We start from the raw sequence: 18,985 nt of genomic DNA, 5'->3' as shown, positions 1-18,985 counted from the left end.
GTTTTAGTATTTAATTTTGGCCTGGCTGTTTTTAAATGGCGAAAAGAAATGACGCGGATGATATATGAATTCGGAAACCCTGATTGGAGTAGGGGGACGAAGGGGAGAAAACGGTAATCCAGGATCAATTTCGCTATATAAGAAGCGGAGGGGAGCGAAACGGCAGGGGAATATATTTCTAATCTGTGTTAAAATTTGTAATAAATTGTAAAAATAATTTGTCGTTTGGAGGAAGAAAAGAAAATCGGCTCTACAAAAGAGAAATGCCGCCCAAATTGACCCTACAAGAAAAAAGCGCAATCTATGCCGAGTCTAATTTATGCTGTAAAAAAGAAAAAACCCTTATGTATCAAGGGTTTTCGAGCGAATATAGAACGCGCCCGAGAGGATTCGAACCTCCGACCTGCAGTTTAGGAAACTGTCGCTCTATCCTGCTGAGCTACGGGCGCAAATAAATTCCGTTATTTAGTATACCACAGAATGGTTTGAGGGAGGAAGAATCTCCGAGGCAAAACCTTGGAGGAGAGAAGTTACTCCTCCGCTGGAAGCGCCTTCTTGGTTTCCTTGGCCCGGCGGCGCAGATCCCGGAAGAAATCAGTCAACTGGGAAGCGCACTCGGGCTGCAGTACCCCGCTGATCACGTCAACGCAGTGGTTGAAGCGCTCTTCCTGCAGCAGGTTCATCAGCGTTCCGGCACAGCCCGCTTTGGGATCCGGCGTGCCGTAAATCACCTGGGGAACGCGTGACTGGACGATGGCGCCCGCGCACATCGGACACGGCTCCAGCGTGACGTAGAGCCTGCAGTCCAGCAGCCGCCAGGCTCCCAGCTTCTCGCTGGCTTCGCGTATCGCGATAATCTCCGCATGAGCGGTAGGATCTAGCGAGGTTTCGCGCAGGTTGTGGCCGCGCCCGATGATCTCGCCGCCGCGGACGATCACGGCCCCAATGGGAACTTCCATCAGCGCTTTTGCTTTGTCCGCTTCGAGCATGGCTTCCCGCATCCATTTTTCGTGCTCGGCTTGTATAGGATCATGAGGATCATGGTCAAATTGTACGGTTTCCATAAAGTTGTTTCTGCTCCTTGTCCGGCCTGTTACAGCAGTTATGAGGGAAGAAAATGAAGTTATGCCCCGAACGTTCATTCCCTTTGTTAACATGTTGTGGATAAAAATGTGGACAACTTTATTCATTGTACCTGTGAATCGTACATTAGTCTATCCAAATTGAGCGACGCAAGCAAACAAAGCTAATTGGAGAAAAGCATAAATTAACTCAACCTGTTTAAGGATAGGTATAAAAGAAAAGAAAAGCGTGAAGCGTAAACCCGCATGAATACTGAGGAAAATTCAGTTTAGTCGTAAAATTCAGAAAATTGAAATACCGTGAAAAAGAACGAAATTCTACTAATCGGGAAAACCGAGAATTATCAAACGTTACCCACAAGTGGATAACGTTTTTCGGTGAATATTTGTTAACAACTTGTGGATAACGATGTTAACAAGTGATAAATCTGTGGATATTGTGTGACTAACTTATTGAATATACCATGGCTTGACCACGAAAAAAAAAAACCCGATCCTTAAAGAAGGAACGGGTTCGTACTGTTTTATAACCAGGCTCCGAAAAACGAGGAGGAACCGGCTCTCCTGTTTTCAAACCTATCAGGACGGAAAATCCTGAGCAGGTATTTCACCGATCAGATTGTTTACCGAGGCTGCGGGTTTCCCTTTATGGAGGTACACTCTGGGGACCCGTTTTCCGATCAGGCAAACGACTTCGTAATTGATGGTGTCCATTAGTTCCGCGATTTCATCCACATGAAGAAACGCGTCTCCGGATTTGCCGAAGATCGTCACCAGATCGCCTTCCTCGGTATTCTCCACGTCCGTGATATCCAGCATCGTCTGATCCATGCACACTCTGCCGGCGATTCTGACGCGGCTCCCGTGCAGGAGCATATCTCCGCGGTTGGAGAGGGACCTGGAGAGGCCGTCCGCATATCCGGCAGGGATAGTGCCGATCCGGGTAGGCCGTTCGGCGATGAAGGTGCTGCCGTAGCTGACCGGCGTACCGATCTCGACGTCCTTCACCTGGACGAGCCGGGTCTTGAACTGCATCGCCGGCTGCAGAGGGTGAGTGTCCCGCTCGGAGGCTGCGGAGGGCAGCAGGCCGTACAAGCTGATCCCGACACGGACCATGTCCAGGTGCATGTCGGGATACTGCATCGTAGCGGCGCTGTTGCAGCAGTGGCGCAGCGGGATGTCGATGCCGTCGTCGGAGAGGTGATCGACGATGTTCATAAACCGCCGGAACTGCTCGCGGGTAAAGGTATCGTCTGCACTGTCGGCGGTTGCGAAGTGCGTAAAGATCCCTTCCAGCGCTACTCCCGGCGTCTGAATGGCTTGGCGGGCGAAGCTGAGGGCTTCCTCCGCTGTTCTTACGCCGATCCGGGTCATGCCGGTATCTACTTTGAGATGGATGCGTGCAGGCGTCCGGGACGAAACCGCCGCGGCGGCTCCGACCGCCTCCAGTACGTCGGTCGTAAACACCGTGAGCGTCACGCCGGAGCGGACGGCTTTCTTGACGGAACGGGGCGGCGTGTAGCCCAGTACAAGCACCGGCTCCGTGATGCCCGCCGCACGCAGCTCCAGCGCCTCGTCCAGCAGAGCTACGGCGAGGTATTCCGCGCCCGCGCGAAGAGCGGCACGTGCGGTTTCGTATGCCCCGTGGCCGTATCCGTCGGCTTTGACGACAGCCATCAGCTTGCAGCCGCTCTGCAGATTTTTTTTGAACGTACGGGCATTGTGTTCGATCGCGTCTAGCGAAATTTCCGCCCAAGTATCGCGGTAACTGGCAGGATGCATGCAGAATTCGCCTCCAAAAACATTTTGACGAGAACTAACCCGAAAAGAGGTAAATCCCCCCGAAGCAGCTTCGAGGGGATGAAAGCCGCGGAAACCGCGGTATATTTTCGTTAAAGTGACTGATGCGGCTGGCCGGCTTTAAGAAAAGGACCGGTTTAGGAAGAAACCGAGATTTTGTCCAGAGCCTTGCCGACCGGCACGTATTCGTAGCCGAGATCCCGTGCAACCGCTTCATACGTAATGGAGCCGCCGGCAACGTTGACGCCAAGCTGAAGAGCGGCGTTGTCTTTCACGGCCTGCAGTACACCTTTGCCTGCGATTTGCAGGGCATAAGGGAGGGTGACGTTGGTCAGCGCCAGAGTAGACGTGCGCGGAACCGCGCCCGGCATGTTGGCGACCGCATAGTGAACGACTCCATGCTTGACGTAAGTCGGGTTGTCGTGCGTCGTGATTTTGTCGACGGTTTCAATGATACCGCCTTGGTCGACGGCCACGTCAACGACTACGGAGCCCGGTTTCATGGAAGCGATCATCGCTTCGGAAACCAGCTTAGGCGCTTTGGCACCCGGAATGAGAACGGCGCCGATCACGAGGTCCGAAGCCGCAACCGCTTCCGCGATGTTCAGCGGGTTGGACATCAGCGTGTTTACCTGATTGCCGAACAGGTCGTCCAGTTGACGAAGGCGCTCAGGGCTAAGGTCGATGATCGTTACGTCCGCGCCCAGACCGACAGCGAGCTTCGCCGCGTTCGTGCCTACGACACCGCCGCCGATTACGGTTACTTTGCCGCGTTGTACGCCCGGTACGCCCGCAAGAAGGATCCCTTTGCCGCCGTGCGGCTTCTCCAGGAACTGAGCGCCGATTTGAGCGGACATGCGTCCGGCCACTTCGCTCATCGGAGTCAGCAGCGGAAGCGTACGGTTCACTTCGACCGTTTCGTAAGCGATAGCCGTTACGCCTTTAGCCGTGAGTGCTTTAGCCAGCTCAGGCTCTGCCGCAAGATGAAGGTAAGTGAAGAGAATGAGACCTTCGCGGAAGTACTCGTACTCGGAAGCAAGAGGTTCTTTAACCTTCATAACCATGTCCGCACCGGCCCATACATCCGCCGCCTGATCGATCAGGGAAGCTCCTGCTGTTAAGTATTCTTCGTTCGTAAAGCCGCTTCCGATACCGGCATTTTTCTCCACGAGAACTTCATGACCTGCTTTAACAAAAGCCACAACGCCCGAAGGAGTTACGGCGACACGATTTTCGTTGTTTTTGATTTCTTTAGGAACACCTATCCGCATAAGAACTGCCTCCTTAGATTAGGAAATCTAAGGCTAGTATAGTTTTGAAAACGCTTTTTTGCTTCGTGTACTTTCGAGAAAAAAGCGCCCGCTTTTTGTGTAAATCCACAAAGCTTGCCACAGAATGCCGAATGGCGCTAAAGTTTTTCGCTTTTCAAATCGAGATATAGGCTGACTTTCTGGTCCATATCTTTCAGATCGATGTTCCCGATCTCGGAAATTCGTTTCAGCCGATAATTTAGCGTGTTGGTATGAACGTGGAGAGCGTCGGCGGCGTCTTTGACGTTGCTGTCCTGCAGAAGAAATATTTCCAGTGTATGCAGGAGATTGCCGTTATGTTCCCTGTCGTACTGCCGCAGTTTAAGCAAGGACGGATTGGTGTGGGCGTGAATTCGGTTTTCCTCGGCCATAAGAGGAAGAAAGCGATAGAAACCGAGATCCCGGTAATGGACAAACCGTTTCGTTTCCTGGGGAAACTGCCGCTTCACCTGAAGAACGGAGAGAGCTTCCCGGTAGCTTTTTTCGACAAGGCCGTAGTCTTCATAGATGTTGCCGATAGCGGTTTGTCCGGGCGAGACGCCGAACCGGTCTTTCATCTGCTGGGCAAAGAGCCGCAGGAACTCCGAGGAATCCGCCGCAAACTGATTACGGGATGAAGAGGTCCCGAGCAGAACAAGCTGGGTGCGGTCGACAATATGAAGAGCGATCCGGATCCGCTGGGTCGTACTGATAAGGTACCGGATCTGCTGAGCCCTCTGCTCGCTGATATCCGAATCGAATTCGACGACCATGACTTGGAAGCAGTCCATGAGAGGAATGCCGAGCTTATCGGACTTTTGCCGGACGGCGTCGCCCGAGGATATATGGCCGGTGAGCAGCTGCCAGAAGAAGTCCTCGAATCCTTCCTGCTCCTTGCGTTTCTGCAGCTGCAGCTGCAGCAGTTTGGTTTTGGCCGCACGGGAGGCGTGCTTGAGCTGAAGGAAATCCGCCTCTTCCAACTGCCGGGCGTCTTCCAGCACCCAAATGTAGCCTAGCACCTCGCGGTTGTTGCGGATGGAAATGGCGATGCGGCGGCCGAGTTTGACGTCATCCAGCGCTTTGATGGGCACAGGGTCTTCGCTTTTCATCAACTGCTGAATAAACCCCTCGCGCCAGAGACTGGCGATAACCTTCTCGGGCACGCGGCGGCCGACGATCGTGGCGATCCGTACGGGGTCGGTCTGAGCTTCGTGCGTGCTGTACGCGATCAGCCGATGGTTGGCGTCTTCTATGGTGATGGCGCAGCCGAGCACCTCGCTGATGGTATCCGCCAGTGCTTCCAAACTTTCAAAACTTCGGTCGAACGGATTTATTTCGTTGCTCATGCGGGTCTTGACTCCATTTCCTTTGGCTTGCGAAGCGGTTTCTTTTATATAAGTAAGGTTCATTCAATGTCGGTACTTTTATTATAAAACGATTATGCGAAAAGCCATAGACAGAATGCGTCGGTTTGTGTATTTGCACAAATTGCGGGAGAAACATTCTCATAATCACACAAAAACAGATCCTACACAAATATGCTAGACTTCTTTTTGTAAATGAAGCGCTTTCAATAAACATAAAACAAATGATAACGCTTACTTTTACAGAAATTAGCTACTTTTGTTGGACAGACTTCACGGCCTTAGAGAGGGTATAATCAGTACACGTTTAAGACGAATTTTCAGGAGGTACCTATGTCCAAAAAAACTCAGCCCAATGAACTGCAAAGAGGATTGGAACAACGACATATCACCTTGATGTCGCTTGGTGCCGCCATTGGTGTAGGCCTGTTTCTCGGCTCCGCATCCGCGATCAAACTTGCCGGACCCGGCATCTTGCTGGCTTACGCGCTCGGAGGCCTCATTATTTTCTTCATTATGAGAGCTCTCGGGGAAATGGCCATTGAAAATCCCGTAGCCGGTTCGTTCAGCCGGTATGCGAGAAATCATATTTCACCTCTTTTCGGATATTTGACCGGATGGAACTATTGGTTCCTATGGATAATCACCTGTATGGCCGAAATTACGGCAGTCGGCATCTATATGGAGTACTGGTTCCCGGGAACTCCGCGCTGGCTCTGGGCCCTTGGTGCGCTTGTCCTCATGAGCGCCATTAACCTGATCGCCGTAAAAGCTTACGGGGAATTCGAGTTCTGGTTCGCTTTGATTAAAATTGTCACGATTATCGGCATGATTGTTATCGGAGCCGGAATGATCTTCTTCGGACTCGGCAACGACGGCATCGCGGTCGGATTCAGCAACCTTTGGAGCCACGGAGGGTTCCTCCCTAACGGGGTAACGGGTCTCCTGCTTTCTTTTCAGATGGTTATGTTCGCTTATCTGGGCGTTGAGATGATCGGGGTAACGGCGGGCGAAGCCCAGAACCCTGAGAAAACCCTGGCAAAAGCCATCGACACTGTCTTCTGGCGTATTCTTATTTTCTACATCGGCGCACTTGTTGTTATCATGTCCATCTATCCGTGGGATGAAATCGGCAAAGCCGGCAGCCCGTTCGTGATGACGTTCGAGAAAATCGGAATTCCGGGAGCCGCAGGCATTATCAACTTCGTTGTCCTGACGGCAGCTTTGTCTTCCTGCAACTCCGGTATTTTCAGTACGGGCCGTATGCTCTTCAACCTGGCTCAACAGGGCGAGGCGCCGGATTCCTTCCGTAAGGTTTCCAAAAGCGGCGTTCCGGGCAAGGCCATCGTCGTATCGGCCATCGCGCTTCTTGTCGGCGTCATTCTGAACTACATCGTTCCGGAAAAAGTGTTTGCCTGGGTAACAAGTATCGCCACTTTCGGAGCCGTATGGACATGGGCGATGATTCTCATCTCCCAAATGAGATACCGTAAGAAACTAAGCCCGGATCAAGTCCGTAATCTTAAGTACAAGATGCCGCTGGCGCCTTATACTTCCTATATCTCCCTGGCATTCCTCGTGCTCGTCATTGTCCTTCTCGGCTTCTCCGAGGACACTCGCGTCGCGCTGATTGTCGGACCGATCTGGCTGATCGCTCTCGTTGTCGTTTACTACAGCAAGGGATATCACCGGAAGAACGCGCTTCCTGAAAAGAACTCCGATAGCGCCGGAATCAGCATTAATCCTCAGTCTGAACTGTAAATCCGGTTCTTGAATGAATGAAACGTTTAAAAAGGTAAGAGCGGATTCCTAAACGGAGTCCGGACTTGCCTTTTTTTATTTCCAGTAAAATTTATGAAAAACTCTTATTTTTGGAAGCCGGTTCTGGAACTTTTAGGGACTCCCGGTCGTTATAAAACTAAGAGCATTTTCAGGAGGGGGTCAGGTTGTCAGCCAACCGTGAAGCAATGGGACAAAAGCAATTCGCCAAAGGTCATTTCCTGTTCATCCTTGGAACTTGTCTGCTCAGCTTGCTGCTGGGTATTTTATATACCCCGATATGGGGAGGAGAAACGGCATTCTCCATTCAGTTTATTGCACACGAAATCGTGGCCGAACCCCGGGGGTTAAAGCTCTGGGCTTATCTTTCCATCGGTCTGGGGGCCATCTTGCTGGCCGGTTTGGTCGGATTGATCCGGCCCGGAAAAGCTTGCGGGCTCAGCTGTATCGTCCTGGCCGGAATAGCGGTCGTTCTTGTGCTGATCCAGCTTCCGCCCGTTTTTCTGTGGGGGATGGTGCTTCCGGTAGATGCCGCTGCCTGGCTCCCGATCTTACTGCACGGAACGGCTCTGTTTGTCGGATTGTGCGCGGCGGGTCTGCTCAAAAGCTTGAAAAGTAAATAACAATACTGCTGTGCTTTATTATCAAGCATAGCAATCGGTTCACTTGGCACTGATGTTTATGCAGCCGCTCGTACCATAATGTTTACAAACTCAGATTCTAATGTTAACAGTAGTTTCAGCCGAAAAAGCGCAGCAGATTACACAAAAGCACATGCAACAAATGCTAATAGGAATACAAACTATGCTACACGGGGGAGGGAGCAAAAATGAAAAAAAAATTAACTGTTATCGCGATCACTGTAGGAATTAGCGGAAGCAGTCTTTTAACCGCCGGAGTAGCTTTCGGGGACGTAGACCCCATCAAAAATCTGAATGACTTAAAGTCAGCATTTGAATCAAATAAAAAGAAATTAAACGAGATGCCGAATCAAACACTTGAAGAAATTGAGGCTACCGTTAAAGCTGGTAAAGAACTGAAGAATTTAGGTAAGGAAGTAGCAAAAAAAGAGCAAATTGCTGATCCCGATGGTGAAGATAAATTTGCAAATCAACTTAGAAGTTATATCGCTGGTATGAAAGATTCGGTAAGTGAACTAAAACACATGGCGGAAGAGACAAAAGATAGTAAGTATCTGAAGAAAGCCGAAGAGCTTGAGAAAAAAATTGCTAGGTATGAAAAAGAACAACAAGCTTATCTAAAAAAAGAAGGAAAAACAGTGAAAGAATTACGTAAAGAATTAGATATTCCAGCGTATTAAACTAGGAGATTTAAAATACCAAAAGAACTATGAAGAATCATTTTTTTGATCTCTTTATAGTTGTTTTTGTTATCGTACAAAAAATAAATATAATGTAGCACAGCATTCAACGAATGATCGTTATTGGGGATTAGACTTAGGATTGCGTACAGAACTTGAAAATAGACAAGATCAGGGAGGGCATGCTGTTCTTCTGAAAATTAAAAAATCAGGCAGTTAGATCGAGGAGGTTTTAAAATGTTTAAAAATAAAAAATTAATGATGGTAGGGATTTGTTCGACAGTAATTGCATGTACAATTGGCATTGGATTAAATAGTTCCAGTCAAGCGGATGGCATTGATAAAAAGGAAAAGTTGGAAAACTTAAAAAAAGAAGAGCAACGTTTAAAAGCTAAAATAGAAGAAAAAAAATCATTCTCGGCTGAAACAACTCAAGAGAAAGCGGAAAGAGAGAAAGCTGAAGTTCAGATCAAAAAAATTGGCATTGAAGCAGGAACTTTACAGGATGAATTATATCCTCCAGATCCTAAAGTAAAACTTGCAGAAAATATAAAATCATTAAAAAATATACTTGAGATTAACGGATATTATGAAACAAAAACAAATGATCCTATTTATGGGGAGGCGTATAAAAAAGCAGCCGAAATCCTGAAACAAAAGAAAAAGAAGTTGGCAGAGATCGAACAGGATTTCATAGAAGGGAGTAAGTCGGTGGAGGTTTTAACAAAAGAATTTGAGGTTTTAAGGGCAGTTCGTGAATTAAACATAAATGAATAAATTCTCACTTTAATCAAAACATTGAGCGTAGGGATAAAGAATGGAAAAGGGGGAAATGAAATGATAAAAAATAGAATATTTTTAGTCGGTATTTGCTCTACTGTAATCATTGGAACCATTGGACTTGGATTGAGCAATTCTAGCCAAGCTGATGGAGCCAACAAAAAGGAACAACTGGAAAATTTGAAAAAAGAAGAGCAACGATTAAAAGCTAAACTAGAGTCAAATCAACACTCGCTCCAGTCAGAGTCGACGTATGAAAAGTCAGAGCGAGAGCAGGATGAGATAAAATTAAAAAAAGTTGGCATAGAGGCAGGAACTTTACAGAATGAAATTTATCCACCGGATCCAAGGGCTAAGCTAGAAGAAAATATAAAATCGTTGAAAGGAGTTATGGAGACAAAAAGTTACTACGAGACGCTAAAGAACGATCCTAAACATGGAAATGAATACGCAAAGGCTGCAGTAATCCTGCAGCAAAAGAAAAAGACTCTAGCTGAGATTGAGCTTAACTTTAAAGAAGGAAAGAAATCGATTGAGCAATTAACCAATGACTTTAAAGAATTAGAAGCAATTCAAGAGTTAAATAACAGGTAATTGAAGATGTGTTTGGAACTCAATACTGTGCAATTCCCCCCGAACGGTTTAATCCCGCCCAAACAAGCAAATTGTAACCCCTTGACGAATGGTTTATAATAAAATATGGTGCATTTTTTTAATTTGAGAACCAAGGAGTGTCACATACATGGCTTTGAAAGCAGGAATCGTCGGGTTGCCGAACGTAGGAAAATCGACGCTATTTAACGCGATTACACAAGCGGGTGCCGAATCCGCAAACTATCCTTTCTGCACGATTGATCCGAACGTCGGTGTGGTTGAGGTGCCTGACGAAAGATTGCAGAAACTGGCCGATATTGTGAATCCGAACCGGATCGTGCCGACTGCTTTTGAATTCGTCGATATTGCAGGTCTGGTCAAAGGCGCGAGCAAAGGCGAAGGCCTTGGGAATAAATTTTTGGCAAACATTCGCGAAGTGGATGCGATTGTGCATGTCGTCCGCTGTTTTGTGGACGAGAACATTACCCACGTGTCCGGTAAAGTCGATCCGATCTCCGATATCGAGACGATTAACCTGGAGCTGATCCTGGCGGACCTGGATTCCGTGGAGAAGCGCATCGACCGTTCGCGCAAAAATATGAAAGGCGGCAACAAGCAGTATGCCGCTGAAGTGGAATGCTTCGAGAAGATCAAGGAAGCTTTGTATAACGACCAGCCGGCCCGCAGCGTAGAGCTGACGGACGAGGAGCGCGTGCTCGTGCGCGACCTTCATCTGCTGACCATGAAGCCCGTGCTTTATGCCGCTAACGTGAGCGAAGCGGAAGTGGCGGACGGCGATAACAACCCTTACGTGCAGAAGGTCCGCGAGTTTGCGGCTCAAGAAGGCGCGGAGGTTGTGGCCATCAGCGCGAAGGTTGAATCCGAGATCGCCGAGCTCGAAGGCGAAGACAAAGAAATGTTCCTGGAAGAGCTCGGTTTGCAGGAATCCGGTCTTGACCGTCTGATCAAAGCGGCTTACAAGCTGCTCGGTCTCTACACCTACTTTACAGCCGGTGTCCAGGAAGTGAGAGCGTGGACCATCCGCAAAGGAACGAAAGCTCCGCAGGCGGCTGCCGTCATTCATACGGACTTCGAGCGCGGTTTTATCCGGGCGGAAGTGGTATCTTATGAAGACTTGACCGCAACCGGTTCGATGAATGCAGCCAAAGAAAAAGGCCAGCTTCGTCTGGAAGGCAAAGAATATATCGTGCAGGACGGCGACGTGATGCACTTCCGTTTCAACGTTTAGGGTGCAGATACAGCTGTGTCCTTGGCTTGATACGGTGTTATATAGAAAATAAGGATGTACGAACGCTTGGCGGTACAAAAGCCCTCGAACGGTTAACCGGTCACCTACGTAAACTATCCTGACGACTGCCCGAGGGAAACGTTCGAGGGTTAAGCTGTTTGCAAAAACAGCGCAAGGCCTGATTATTTTGACATTATGGTAAGGAGTGGTCCAAATGCTGGATCGTTTGCAGGCTCTGGCGGATCGCTATGAGAAACTGAGCGAGCTGCTCTGTGACCCGGATGTAACGAGCGACACGAAGAAGCTCCGGGAATTCTCAAAAGAACAATCCGACCTACAAGAAGCCTACGATGCTTATGTGGAATACAAAGACGTGCTGGAACAGCTGGATGCGGCGAAAGCGATGCAGGCTGAGAAGCTTGATGACGAAATGCGGGACCTCGTGAAAATGGAGATCGAGGAACTGTCCGGGCGCAAAGACGAGCTGGAAGAGCGTCTGACGGTGCTCATGCTGCCTAAGGATCCTAACGATGACAAGAACGTGATCGTGGAAATCCGCGGCGCGGCCGGCGGTGATGAGGCAGCCCTGTTTGCCGGAGATCTGTACCGCATGTACTCCAAGTACGCAGACGCCCAAGGCTGGAAAACCGAAGTGCTGGAAGCGAACCTGAACGACCTTGGCGGATTTAAAGAGATTATTTTCATGATTAACGGCAAGGGCGCATACAGCAAAATGAAATACGAAAGCGGCGCGCACCGCGTTCAGCGGATTCCCGTTACGGAATCGGGCGGCCGTATTCATACATCCACTTCCACGGTCGGCGTAATGCCAGAAATGGAAGAGATCGATATCGAGATCAAGGACAGCGATATTCGGGTTGATACGTTCTGCTCCAGCGGAGCGGGCGGCCAGTCCGTTAATACGACGAAGTCCGCGGTCCGGGTTCTCCACGTGCCGACAGGCATTATGGCGACCTGCCAAGACGGGAAGTCCCAGAACGATAACAAGGCGAAAGCGCTGCAGGTTCTGCGCGCGCGCATTTACGATGTTAAACGTCAGGAAGAAGAAGCGAAGTACGCCGGCGAGCGTAAAAGCAAGGTCGGTACCGGTGACCGAAGCGAACGCATCCGGACCTACAACTTCCCGCAAAGCCGCGTAACGGACCACCGCATCGGTCTTACGCTTCACAAGCTGGATACCATCTTGAACGGAGATATGGACGAAATCGTCAATGCTCTGACTATGACGGCGCAAGCCGAGCTTCTTGAAAAAGGGGAGCAATAAAACCATCATGAACAGGCTTATTTATCAAGCCGGCATGTCAATCCGAGAAGCCTATACCCAGGCTTCTTCTTTTTTCAAGGAGCGGCAAATCCAGGACGCGCCTATCTGTGCGGAGATTCTGCTTCAGCACGTGCTGGGTCTTAGCCGGACGGAGTTCTTCTTCCGGATGGAAGAGCCTTTTCCCGCTGCGCATGCGGAGCAGTGGGGCGAGGTCGTGGAGCGTAAGGCCGCGGGGGAGCCGGTGCAGTACATTACCGGCGAGCAGGAGTTCTACGGCCTGACGCTCCGGGTCACGGACGCGGTCTTGATCCCGCGGCCCGAAACCGAGCTCCTCGTGGAGGAAATCCTCCGCGAGGGCTCGCGCTTGTTCCCGCAAGGCGCTCCGCTCCTTGCGGATATCGGCACCGGGAGCGGAGCTATCCCGGTGAGCCTGCTGCACGCGCGCCCCGATTGGCGTGCGGCGGCTTGCGACCTCTCGCCGGAGGCGCTGGAGGTCGCTAAGGGCAACGCCGGACGATGCGGCGTAGGGGAGCGGATCGCCTTCTACGAGGGCGATCTGCTCCTGCCCTGCGTCGAACGGGGGTTGCCCGTCGACATCTTGGTTTCGAACCCGCCGTACATTCCGGCGGGGGACTCTCCGTCGCTGCAGCCGGAGGTGCGCGACTATGAGCCGCATCTCGCGCTGTTCGGAGGCGAGGACGGGTTGGATCTGTACCGGCGGCTGGCCGGACAGATTCCGCTGCTGCCGAAGCAGCCGAGGCTGGTCGGGCTGGAAGTCGGCATCCATCAGGCGGAGGCGGTTGCGGACCTGCTGCGCGCAGCGGGGGAGTGGAGCGAGATCCGCTTCGTGAAGGATCTGGCTGGGATCGACCGGCATGTCATAGCGATACAGGACCCCTCAGAAGCCTGACTGTGAGAGGACCCGCACAAAGCAGTCAGAGACCGGTCACAGGCTGGATATCCTTGATCGGAACGGCAAAGCCCAAAGTCATAGACGACCACGTCTTGTCGGAGATATTCAGAGAGCTGATCTCGATTTCATGACTGTCCGGGTTAACAAAGGACTTTGGGCCGCGTCTTGTATCGGCAAACGCTAGTCTGGTCGATAACCCGTATCGTCGTCCGCAAATAGCGTAAGACTGCGAGCAATCCCATAGCTTAGGAAACCGACTGAGCGCAACGCGGGTAAAGGATGGCGAACCCATTTTTGACAGAGCTATAACGAAAGAATAGCTTTTCGTAACAAAAAGACGATGAAGGCTTTGTTATTACCCTTCCCTTAACGGGAAATCTATAAACCTCGTATCTAGCGAGGATCAATTTTTTTATGATCTATCGGCACGTTCGCCAGGCCAGACACGCCCACTATAACAATGTCCTGCGCTTCGAAAAGGTTGCTGCGATTGACGGTTCTTTTCCAAAAGGTTTATATGTTTCACACCCGGAAATTGTTCCACGTGAAAAAATCATAGATTGCTAGTTTAAAAGAATTGCCTTTTGACCATACTAACCGTTACAGAGGAAGAAACAGAGAACGGCTTCGAAGCTGGCGCTGTTTTTCCGGGAAACGGGAGGGAATTATTATGGTCATCCGTAAATCATACAAGCACTTGTTTTATACGTTTTTCGCTCTTGCCATCATGATGATGAGCTGGGAAGGTACACGCTCGAATGCAGCTCTGGCGGAAGGAGCTATTCCGGACCAGTCGATCCGTCTTCGTATACTGGCGAACTCCGATAAGCCGGAGGACCAGGCCATCAAGCGGCTGGTGCGGGACGCCATTGTCGCTCAGATGAACGAGTGGGTCACCGGACCGCATTCTATTGACGAAGCGAGGCAAATCGTGAAGAAAAACCTTCCGGTTCTGGAAAAAGTCGTCCGCGATACACTGACATCCCGCGGTCTGGGAGGACTTCCTTACACGGTGGAGCTCGGGCAGGTACCGTTCCCGACCAAAATGTACGGCAGCCGCGTTTATCCGGCCGGAGATTATGAAGCTCTTCGTGTATCTCTGGGCGAAGGGAAGGGCCAGAACTGGTGGTGCGTGCTTTTTCCTCCTCTTTGTTTTGTAGACGGCGTGTCGGGCGAAGCGGTGGCTCAGGCGGCTCCTGCTGAAGACGGCGGGGAAGGACCCGGTGAAGCCAAAACCGCTGGCGTGCAGAAAAAAACGGCCGACGCTCCCGCCGAAGGCTCTGCGGCGGCGGCAGCTGCCGGCGGAGATACGGAAGTGAAATTTTTTCTGTGGGAACTGCTTCAAGGTATCATCGGATTCTTCCTGAATTTGTTCAGATAAATTTCGGAAACCAGTAAGGGTGAACAGCATTGACAACGACTAAACTATGGCAGATTCACGATGAAGCCGGAACGGAAATGGGAACAAGAGAAACGGCGGATAAAGCGATTGCCGAAGCTGCCGGACTTCTCGTCCAAGGAGAGACCGTGGCGTTTCCGACCGAAACGGTATACGGCTTAGGAGCCGATGCGACGAATTCCGCTGCGGTCGAAGGCATCTACCGGGCCAAGGGCCGTCCGTCGGACAACCCGCTGATCGTCCACATCGCGGACCGTTCCCAAATGGATACGTTCGCGGAGGGAACGCCGGCCGAGCCCCTGCGCAGGCTCATGGATGCCTTCTGGCCCGGGCCCCTGACGGTCATCGTGCCGGTCCGCGCGGGCGCGGTTTCTCCGCTGGTCACGGCGGGGCTGTCGACCGTCGGGGTCCGCATCCCCGACCATCCCGTCGCCTTGGCGCTGCTGCGCGCCGCAGGCTGCCCGGTTGCTGCCCCGAGCGCGAACAGCTCGGGGCGTCCCAGCCCGACGATGGCGGAACACGTCGCCGATGATCTCGGCGGACGAATCGGCGGCATCGTCGACGGGGGCCCGACGGGCGTCGGCGTAGAGTCGACCGTCGTGGAGTGGGCGTCCGGGGCGGTCTATATCCTCCGCCCCGGCGGGGTGACGGCCGAGCAGCTGCGTGAGGCGCTGCCGGACGTGCCGGTGCGCGAGCCCGTGCGCACCGGGGAACCGGCCGGGACGCCGCGGGCTCCCGGCATGAAGTACGCGCATTACGCCCCGAAGGGGAGCATGCGCGTGGTGCTGGGCGACGATCCGGAGGCCGTCGCCGAGTGGATGCGGCGTGACCTGGACGCCGCCAAGGCCCGCGGTGAGCGCACGGGCGTGCTCACCTATGACGAGCGCCGCGGTCTGCATCACGCGGACGCCGTAATCTCCTCCGGCCGTCTGGCCGAGCCGGAGACGATCGCGCGCGGGCTGTATGCCGCGCTCCGGCAGTTCGACCGCGAGGGAGCGACGTATATTCTCGCGGAAGGCTGCCCGGATACGGGGATAGGCCGTGCCGTCATGAACCGTCTGCTGAAAGCGGCGGGTCAGGAAGTCGTCCGGGTTTAAACATACAACCTCTTAAGCTCTCCGGCTCGTATAAGGTAACTGCCGTCAGCGGCTAAGCTTCGGGCAGTTGCAGATCCCCCGGAACGTCTTTATTCTTTTCCGTTCCGAAAAGCAGCCGCCTGTACCGGAAATGCGGACAGGTACAAGTCCATAGCATGTTTCCCGGTATGTCCGCATATCTTGAGAGAGAAAAAGTGGACAGGGGGAAATGCCAATGGCGGCACTGGCGGGCGTGTCACCTTTCGTATGGGGCCAACTGGTGACGATCTTCATCATGGCCATTGCGCTTGGTTTTGACGCGTTTTCTTTAGGGATTGGAATCGGAATGAGAGGTATACGCCTGCTGCATATTCTTAAAATCAGCATCGTGATCGGTCTCTTTCATATCCTCATGCCGCTGCTCGGCATGTATGCGGGACATTATCTCGGCTCTTTACTCGGACAAGTTGCCGTGGCGGCCGGGGGCGGTCTGCTCATTTTGTTAGGATCCCATATGATCTACAGCTCGTTCCGGGGAGAAGATTCCAATGCATTCGATCATCGCACCTTCTGGGGAATGGTCCTGTTTGCGTTAAGCGTGAGCGTGGATTCCTTTTCTGTCGGCGTTTCGCTGGGGATTTTCGCAACGGATGTGGTTTTGACGGTGCTGCTTTTCGGATTGTTGGGCGGAGGCATGTCGATTCTGGGGCTTATGCTCGGGCGTCATGTGGGAAGCTGGATCGGTGAATACGGAGAAGCGCTGGGCGGTTTGATTTTGCTGCTGTTCGGTCTGAAATTTCTGCTGTAAAGTGTTCCTGATTTCAAAAAAAACGGTACAATATATAGAGAGCGGAATAATCCGTTGGAATACTCTGTAAGGAGGTAGACGAAATATGAAACAGATCCTTTTTGTCTGTACCGGAAATACATGCCGCAGCCCGCTGGCTGAAGGGATTCTGCGCCACATGGCCCAGCAGGATAACCTGGAAGTCCATATCCGTTCTGCAGGGGTTTTTGCTTCCGACGGCAGTCCGATTTCCCGGCAATCTTCCTCCGTTTTGCGTGAAAAAGGCTGTGAAGCTTCCATCAGTTCCAGTCTTCTCAGATCCGCAGACGTGGATTGGGCCGGTCTCATCTTAACGATGACACAAGATCATAAACGCGCCGTTATTCAGCGGTTCCCGCAGGCGGCGGATAAAACACATACACTTAAAGAATTTGTTGAAGACGACCCCGAGGTTGTCACGGCTGCCGCGGAATGGGAGAAGCTGATTGCCGAAGTGCAGGTTAAGCGTGCCCTTTCCGAAGAAATCACTATAGAAGAGCGGACGCGGCTTATCCACTTGGAAAAACAACTCCCGGATTACGATATTTCCGATCCGTACGGCGGTTCGTTGGAGCTTTACCGCCGTACGGCGGAAGAAATCGAAGAAGCGCTCGTTAAACTGGTTCAGAAGCTAAAGGAAAGCCGATAAGCGTCAAACGGTCGCAGTATCTTTCTGCCCGGCCTAACAAAAACTTCATTTTATAGCGGCTTTACAGTTTGGCGGGAATACGGTAAGATAGGGGCATAAAAGAAGACCCGGTGTAACTGGCGACGAGTGGGTGTAACCACAGTGGAGCATCGGGATATACGGCCGGTCGCCTGGGCAAAAGAGCAGTACATGCGTATTCACACGCGTGTCATGCTCTTTTTTTCATTGTCTCTTAACGATTGCAGCAGGCGCAGGTAAAGTCGGAATTTGCCGGTTTTTTTCTCCGGCTGATCGGTTTGGGTTATAATAGAGCCAAACGCAGTTTATTCCCACCCCGAGGAGGGCTTTTCAATGAAAATTGCAATTGGCGCCGATCACGCCGGATACCGGCTTAAAGATGTTATCGTTCCTTATCTGGAATCGTTAGGTCATGAAGTGAAGGATGTCGGCTGCAACTGTGAACAATCGGTCGACTATCCGGACTACGCCGTGCCGGTTTGCGATATGGTGCTTAACGGGCAGGCGGACAAAGGTATTCTGATTTGCGGTACAGGCATCGGCATGACCATTGCCGCGAACAAGATGCCGGGCATCCGCTGCGCGCTTGTGCACGATATGTTCTCCGCGAAAGCAACCCGGGAGCACAACGACACGAATGTGCTTGCTATGGGAGAACGCGTAATCGGACCCGGTGTGGCGCAGGAAATCGTCAAGATCTGGATTGAGACCGAGTTTTCGCACGGCGAACGTCATGAGAACCGCCTGAACAAAGTGAAGCTTCTGGAAGAGAAGAATACGATTCATCCGTAAGGAGCTCTATTTTAGATGGAGGTGATCGTATGAATGACGGTGAGAAAGCCTGGCTGGACGGAATAGGGCCTGCGGTCGAGGCCAATTTCCGGGCACTGATTGAAGCTGGCGGCTTAAGGCGCGGCCAGATCGTCGTTTTCGGCACCTCGACGAGTGAGGTCCGTGGCCAGAGAATCGGCACGTCCGGTACGCCGGAAGCGGCCGAGCGCATTTTCGCCGCCGCTGTCCGGGTGGCGGAAGAACACGGGCTGCGGCTCGCCTTCCAGTGCTGCGAGCATTTAAACCGCGCGCTTGTCGTCGAAGAAGCGCTGCTGGAGCAAGACTCCCGGCTGGAGCCGGTGAATGTGGTGCCGGTGCCCAAGGCGGGCGGCTCGATGGCCGCCCATGCTTACCGGCACCTGGAGCGCGCATGCGTCGTGGAAGAGATCGCCGCCCATGCGGGCATCGACATCGGCGACACGCTGATCGGCATGCACCTCCGCCGGGTGGCCGTCCCTGTGCGCCCGCCCGTGAAACGGGTGGGTGAGGCGCACGTGACGATGGCGTATACGCGTCCGAAGTTGATCGGCGGACAACGGGCGGTGTACGAGGCTGTCCCGGAGAGCCCGGGCATTCCCGTATTCGCCGGCGCTGCTGCTCCTGCCCGGACAAGTCCGGGAAGCGCGGCAGACAGCGGAACCTGCGAATAAAGCGCCTGGAGCCGTGATAAGCGGGGATCTTTTTTTCGGCTTATCCGGCTCGTACAAAAGTAACACTGATTGTGATTTTA

At 52.0% G+C, this 18,985-nt stretch carries 18 protein-coding genes, 1 tRNA gene and 1 riboswitch; of the genes, 14 read left to right on the top strand and 5 right to left on the bottom strand.

Annotated elements, in window-relative coordinates; genetic code table 11:
- Window positions 1-375: 375 nt before the first annotated feature.
- The 5 genes from ACI48J_RS26285 to ACI48J_RS26265 form a co-directional block, all read right to left on the bottom strand.
- A tRNA-Arg gene (locus ACI48J_RS26285) sits at window positions 376-449 on the bottom strand.
- 81 nt (window positions 450-530) lie between these two features.
- Window positions 531-1,064, bottom strand: a complete 534-nt coding sequence (gene tadA / locus ACI48J_RS26280) for a tRNA adenosine(34) deaminase TadA (RefSeq protein ID WP_326050737.1) — start codon at window positions 1,062-1,064, stop codon at window positions 531-533.
- Between the two features lie 597 nt (window positions 1,065-1,661).
- Window positions 1,662-2,864 (bottom strand): alanine racemase, encoded by a 1,203-nt coding sequence (gene alr / locus ACI48J_RS26275; protein WP_405080929.1) that lies wholly within the window; start codon window positions 2,862-2,864, stop codon window positions 1,662-1,664.
- Between the two features lie 155 nt (window positions 2,865-3,019).
- Window positions 3,020-4,153: an alanine dehydrogenase gene (gene ald, locus ACI48J_RS26270; RefSeq protein ID WP_326050733.1), complete on the bottom strand. Its 1,134-nt coding sequence runs from the start codon at window positions 4,151-4,153 to the stop codon at window positions 3,020-3,022.
- Window positions 4,154-4,290: 137 nt separating this feature from the next.
- A complete protein-coding gene (locus tag ACI48J_RS26265) occupies window positions 4,291-5,517 on the bottom strand; it encodes a PucR family transcriptional regulator (RefSeq protein ID WP_405080928.1) in 1,227 nt (408 codons plus the stop codon).
- A gap of 351 nt (window positions 5,518-5,868) precedes the next feature.
- On the opposite strand from ACI48J_RS26265, the gene ACI48J_RS26260 reads away from it, so the two are divergent.
- The 14 genes from ACI48J_RS26260 to ACI48J_RS26195 all read left to right on the top strand — a co-directional run bounded on the left by ACI48J_RS26260 (window position 5,869) and on the right by ACI48J_RS26195 (window position 18,905).
- Window positions 5,869-7,296 (top strand): amino acid permease, encoded by a 1,428-nt coding sequence (locus tag ACI48J_RS26260; RefSeq protein ID WP_405080926.1) that lies wholly within the window; start codon window positions 5,869-5,871, stop codon window positions 7,294-7,296.
- Between the two features lie 185 nt (window positions 7,297-7,481).
- Window positions 7,482-7,937, top strand: a complete 456-nt coding sequence (locus ACI48J_RS26255) for a hypothetical protein (RefSeq protein ID WP_326050729.1) — start codon at window positions 7,482-7,484, stop codon at window positions 7,935-7,937.
- A 206-nt stretch (window positions 7,938-8,143) separates the two neighbouring features.
- A complete protein-coding gene (locus tag ACI48J_RS26250; protein WP_405080924.1) occupies window positions 8,144-8,635 on the top strand; it encodes a hypothetical protein in 492 nt (163 codons plus the stop codon).
- Between the two features lie 237 nt (window positions 8,636-8,872).
- On the top strand, window positions 8,873-9,412 hold the full coding sequence (locus ACI48J_RS26245) for a hypothetical protein (RefSeq protein WP_405080923.1): 540 nt from the start codon (window positions 8,873-8,875) through the stop codon (window positions 9,410-9,412).
- Window positions 9,413-9,472: 60 nt separating this feature from the next.
- Complete coding sequence (locus ACI48J_RS26240) at window positions 9,473-10,009, top strand: hypothetical protein (RefSeq protein ID WP_405080922.1); 537 nt, start codon at window positions 9,473-9,475, stop codon at window positions 10,007-10,009.
- 148 nt (window positions 10,010-10,157) lie between these two features.
- A complete protein-coding gene (gene ychF, locus ACI48J_RS26235) occupies window positions 10,158-11,258 on the top strand; it encodes a redox-regulated ATPase YchF (protein ID WP_009677072.1) in 1,101 nt (366 codons plus the stop codon).
- A 214-nt stretch (window positions 11,259-11,472) separates the two neighbouring features.
- The gene (gene prfA / locus ACI48J_RS26230) at window positions 11,473-12,543 is read left to right on the top strand and encodes a peptide chain release factor 1 (RefSeq protein WP_326050716.1); all 1,071 of its coding nucleotides are present in this window, start codon (window positions 11,473-11,475) and stop codon (window positions 12,541-12,543) included.
- A gap of 7 nt (window positions 12,544-12,550) precedes the next feature.
- A complete protein-coding gene (prmC, locus tag ACI48J_RS26225; RefSeq protein WP_405080920.1) occupies window positions 12,551-13,453 on the top strand; it encodes a peptide chain release factor N(5)-glutamine methyltransferase in 903 nt (300 codons plus the stop codon).
- Between the two features lie 673 nt (window positions 13,454-14,126).
- Window positions 14,127-14,837 (top strand): stage II sporulation protein R, encoded by a 711-nt coding sequence (gene spoIIR, locus ACI48J_RS26220; RefSeq protein WP_405080918.1) that lies wholly within the window; start codon window positions 14,127-14,129, stop codon window positions 14,835-14,837.
- 29 nt (window positions 14,838-14,866) lie between these two features.
- Window positions 14,867-15,952 (top strand): L-threonylcarbamoyladenylate synthase, encoded by a 1,086-nt coding sequence (locus ACI48J_RS26215; RefSeq protein ID WP_405080917.1) that lies wholly within the window; start codon window positions 14,867-14,869, stop codon window positions 15,950-15,952.
- A gap of 214 nt (window positions 15,953-16,166) precedes the next feature.
- Window positions 16,167-16,739, top strand: a complete 573-nt coding sequence (locus ACI48J_RS26210; protein WP_326055324.1) for a manganese efflux pump — start codon at window positions 16,167-16,169, stop codon at window positions 16,737-16,739.
- Between the two features lie 85 nt (window positions 16,740-16,824).
- Window positions 16,825-17,406, top strand: coding sequence for a low molecular weight protein arginine phosphatase (locus ACI48J_RS26205; RefSeq protein ID WP_405080916.1), 582 nt, complete (start codon window positions 16,825-16,827; stop codon window positions 17,404-17,406).
- Between the two features lie 102 nt (window positions 17,407-17,508).
- Window positions 17,509-17,589: riboswitch (ZMP/ZTP riboswitch) on the top strand.
- A 168-nt stretch (window positions 17,590-17,757) separates the two neighbouring features.
- Window positions 17,758-18,216, top strand: a complete 459-nt coding sequence (gene rpiB, locus ACI48J_RS26200; RefSeq protein WP_009677057.1) for a ribose 5-phosphate isomerase B — start codon at window positions 17,758-17,760, stop codon at window positions 18,214-18,216.
- Window positions 18,217-18,245: 29 nt separating this feature from the next.
- A complete protein-coding gene (locus tag ACI48J_RS26195) occupies window positions 18,246-18,905 on the top strand; it encodes a TIGR01440 family protein (protein WP_326055321.1) in 660 nt (219 codons plus the stop codon).
- The last annotated feature ends 80 nt before the right edge of the window (window positions 18,906-18,985 follow it).

It is taken from the genome of Paenibacillus chitinolyticus, assembly GCF_045038035.1.
Taxonomy (GTDB): Bacteria; Bacillota; Bacilli; order Paenibacillales; family NBRC-103111; genus Paenibacillus_F; species Paenibacillus_F chitinolyticus_A.
Note: the sequence above shows the minus strand (reverse complement) of the source record. Positions and strands in the feature narration are given on the sequence as shown.

Excerpts from the sequence above, each read along its gene's own strand:
- rpiB (WP_009677057.1), top strand. The coding sequence starts at position 17,758 with ATGAAAATTGCAATTGGCGCCGATCACGCCGGATACCGGCTTAAAGAT.
- ACI48J_RS26210 (WP_326055324.1), top strand. The coding sequence starts at position 16,167 with ATGGCGGCACTGGCGGGCGTGTCACCTTTCGTATGGGGCCAACTGGTG.
- ACI48J_RS26265 (WP_405080928.1), bottom strand. The coding sequence starts at position 5,517 with ATGAGCAACGAAATAAATCCGTTCGACCGAAGTTTTGAAAGTTTGGAA.
- ACI48J_RS26250 (WP_405080924.1), top strand. The coding sequence starts at position 8,144 with ATGAAAAAAAAATTAACTGTTATCGCGATCACTGTAGGAATTAGCGGA.
- ychF (WP_009677072.1), top strand. The coding sequence starts at position 10,158 with ATGGCTTTGAAAGCAGGAATCGTCGGGTTGCCGAACGTAGGAAAATCG.
- ACI48J_RS26195 (WP_326055321.1), top strand. The coding sequence starts at position 18,246 with ATGAATGACGGTGAGAAAGCCTGGCTGGACGGAATAGGGCCTGCGGTC.
- ACI48J_RS26260 (WP_405080926.1), top strand. The coding sequence starts at position 5,869 with ATGTCCAAAAAAACTCAGCCCAATGAACTGCAAAGAGGATTGGAACAA.
- tadA (WP_326050737.1), bottom strand. The coding sequence starts at position 1,064 with ATGGAAACCGTACAATTTGACCATGATCCTCATGATCCTATACAAGCC.
- prmC (WP_405080920.1), top strand. The coding sequence starts at position 12,551 with ATGAACAGGCTTATTTATCAAGCCGGCATGTCAATCCGAGAAGCCTAT.
- alr (WP_405080929.1), bottom strand. The coding sequence starts at position 2,864 with ATGCATCCTGCCAGTTACCGCGATACTTGGGCGGAAATTTCGCTAGAC.
- ACI48J_RS26245 (WP_405080923.1), top strand. The coding sequence starts at position 8,873 with ATGTTTAAAAATAAAAAATTAATGATGGTAGGGATTTGTTCGACAGTA.
- ACI48J_RS26205 (WP_405080916.1), top strand. The coding sequence starts at position 16,825 with ATGAAACAGATCCTTTTTGTCTGTACCGGAAATACATGCCGCAGCCCG.
- ald (WP_326050733.1), bottom strand. The coding sequence starts at position 4,153 with ATGCGGATAGGTGTTCCTAAAGAAATCAAAAACAACGAAAATCGTGTC.
- prfA (WP_326050716.1), top strand. The coding sequence starts at position 11,473 with ATGCTGGATCGTTTGCAGGCTCTGGCGGATCGCTATGAGAAACTGAGC.
- spoIIR (WP_405080918.1), top strand. The coding sequence starts at position 14,127 with ATGGTCATCCGTAAATCATACAAGCACTTGTTTTATACGTTTTTCGCT.
- ACI48J_RS26240 (WP_405080922.1), top strand. The coding sequence starts at position 9,473 with ATGATAAAAAATAGAATATTTTTAGTCGGTATTTGCTCTACTGTAATC.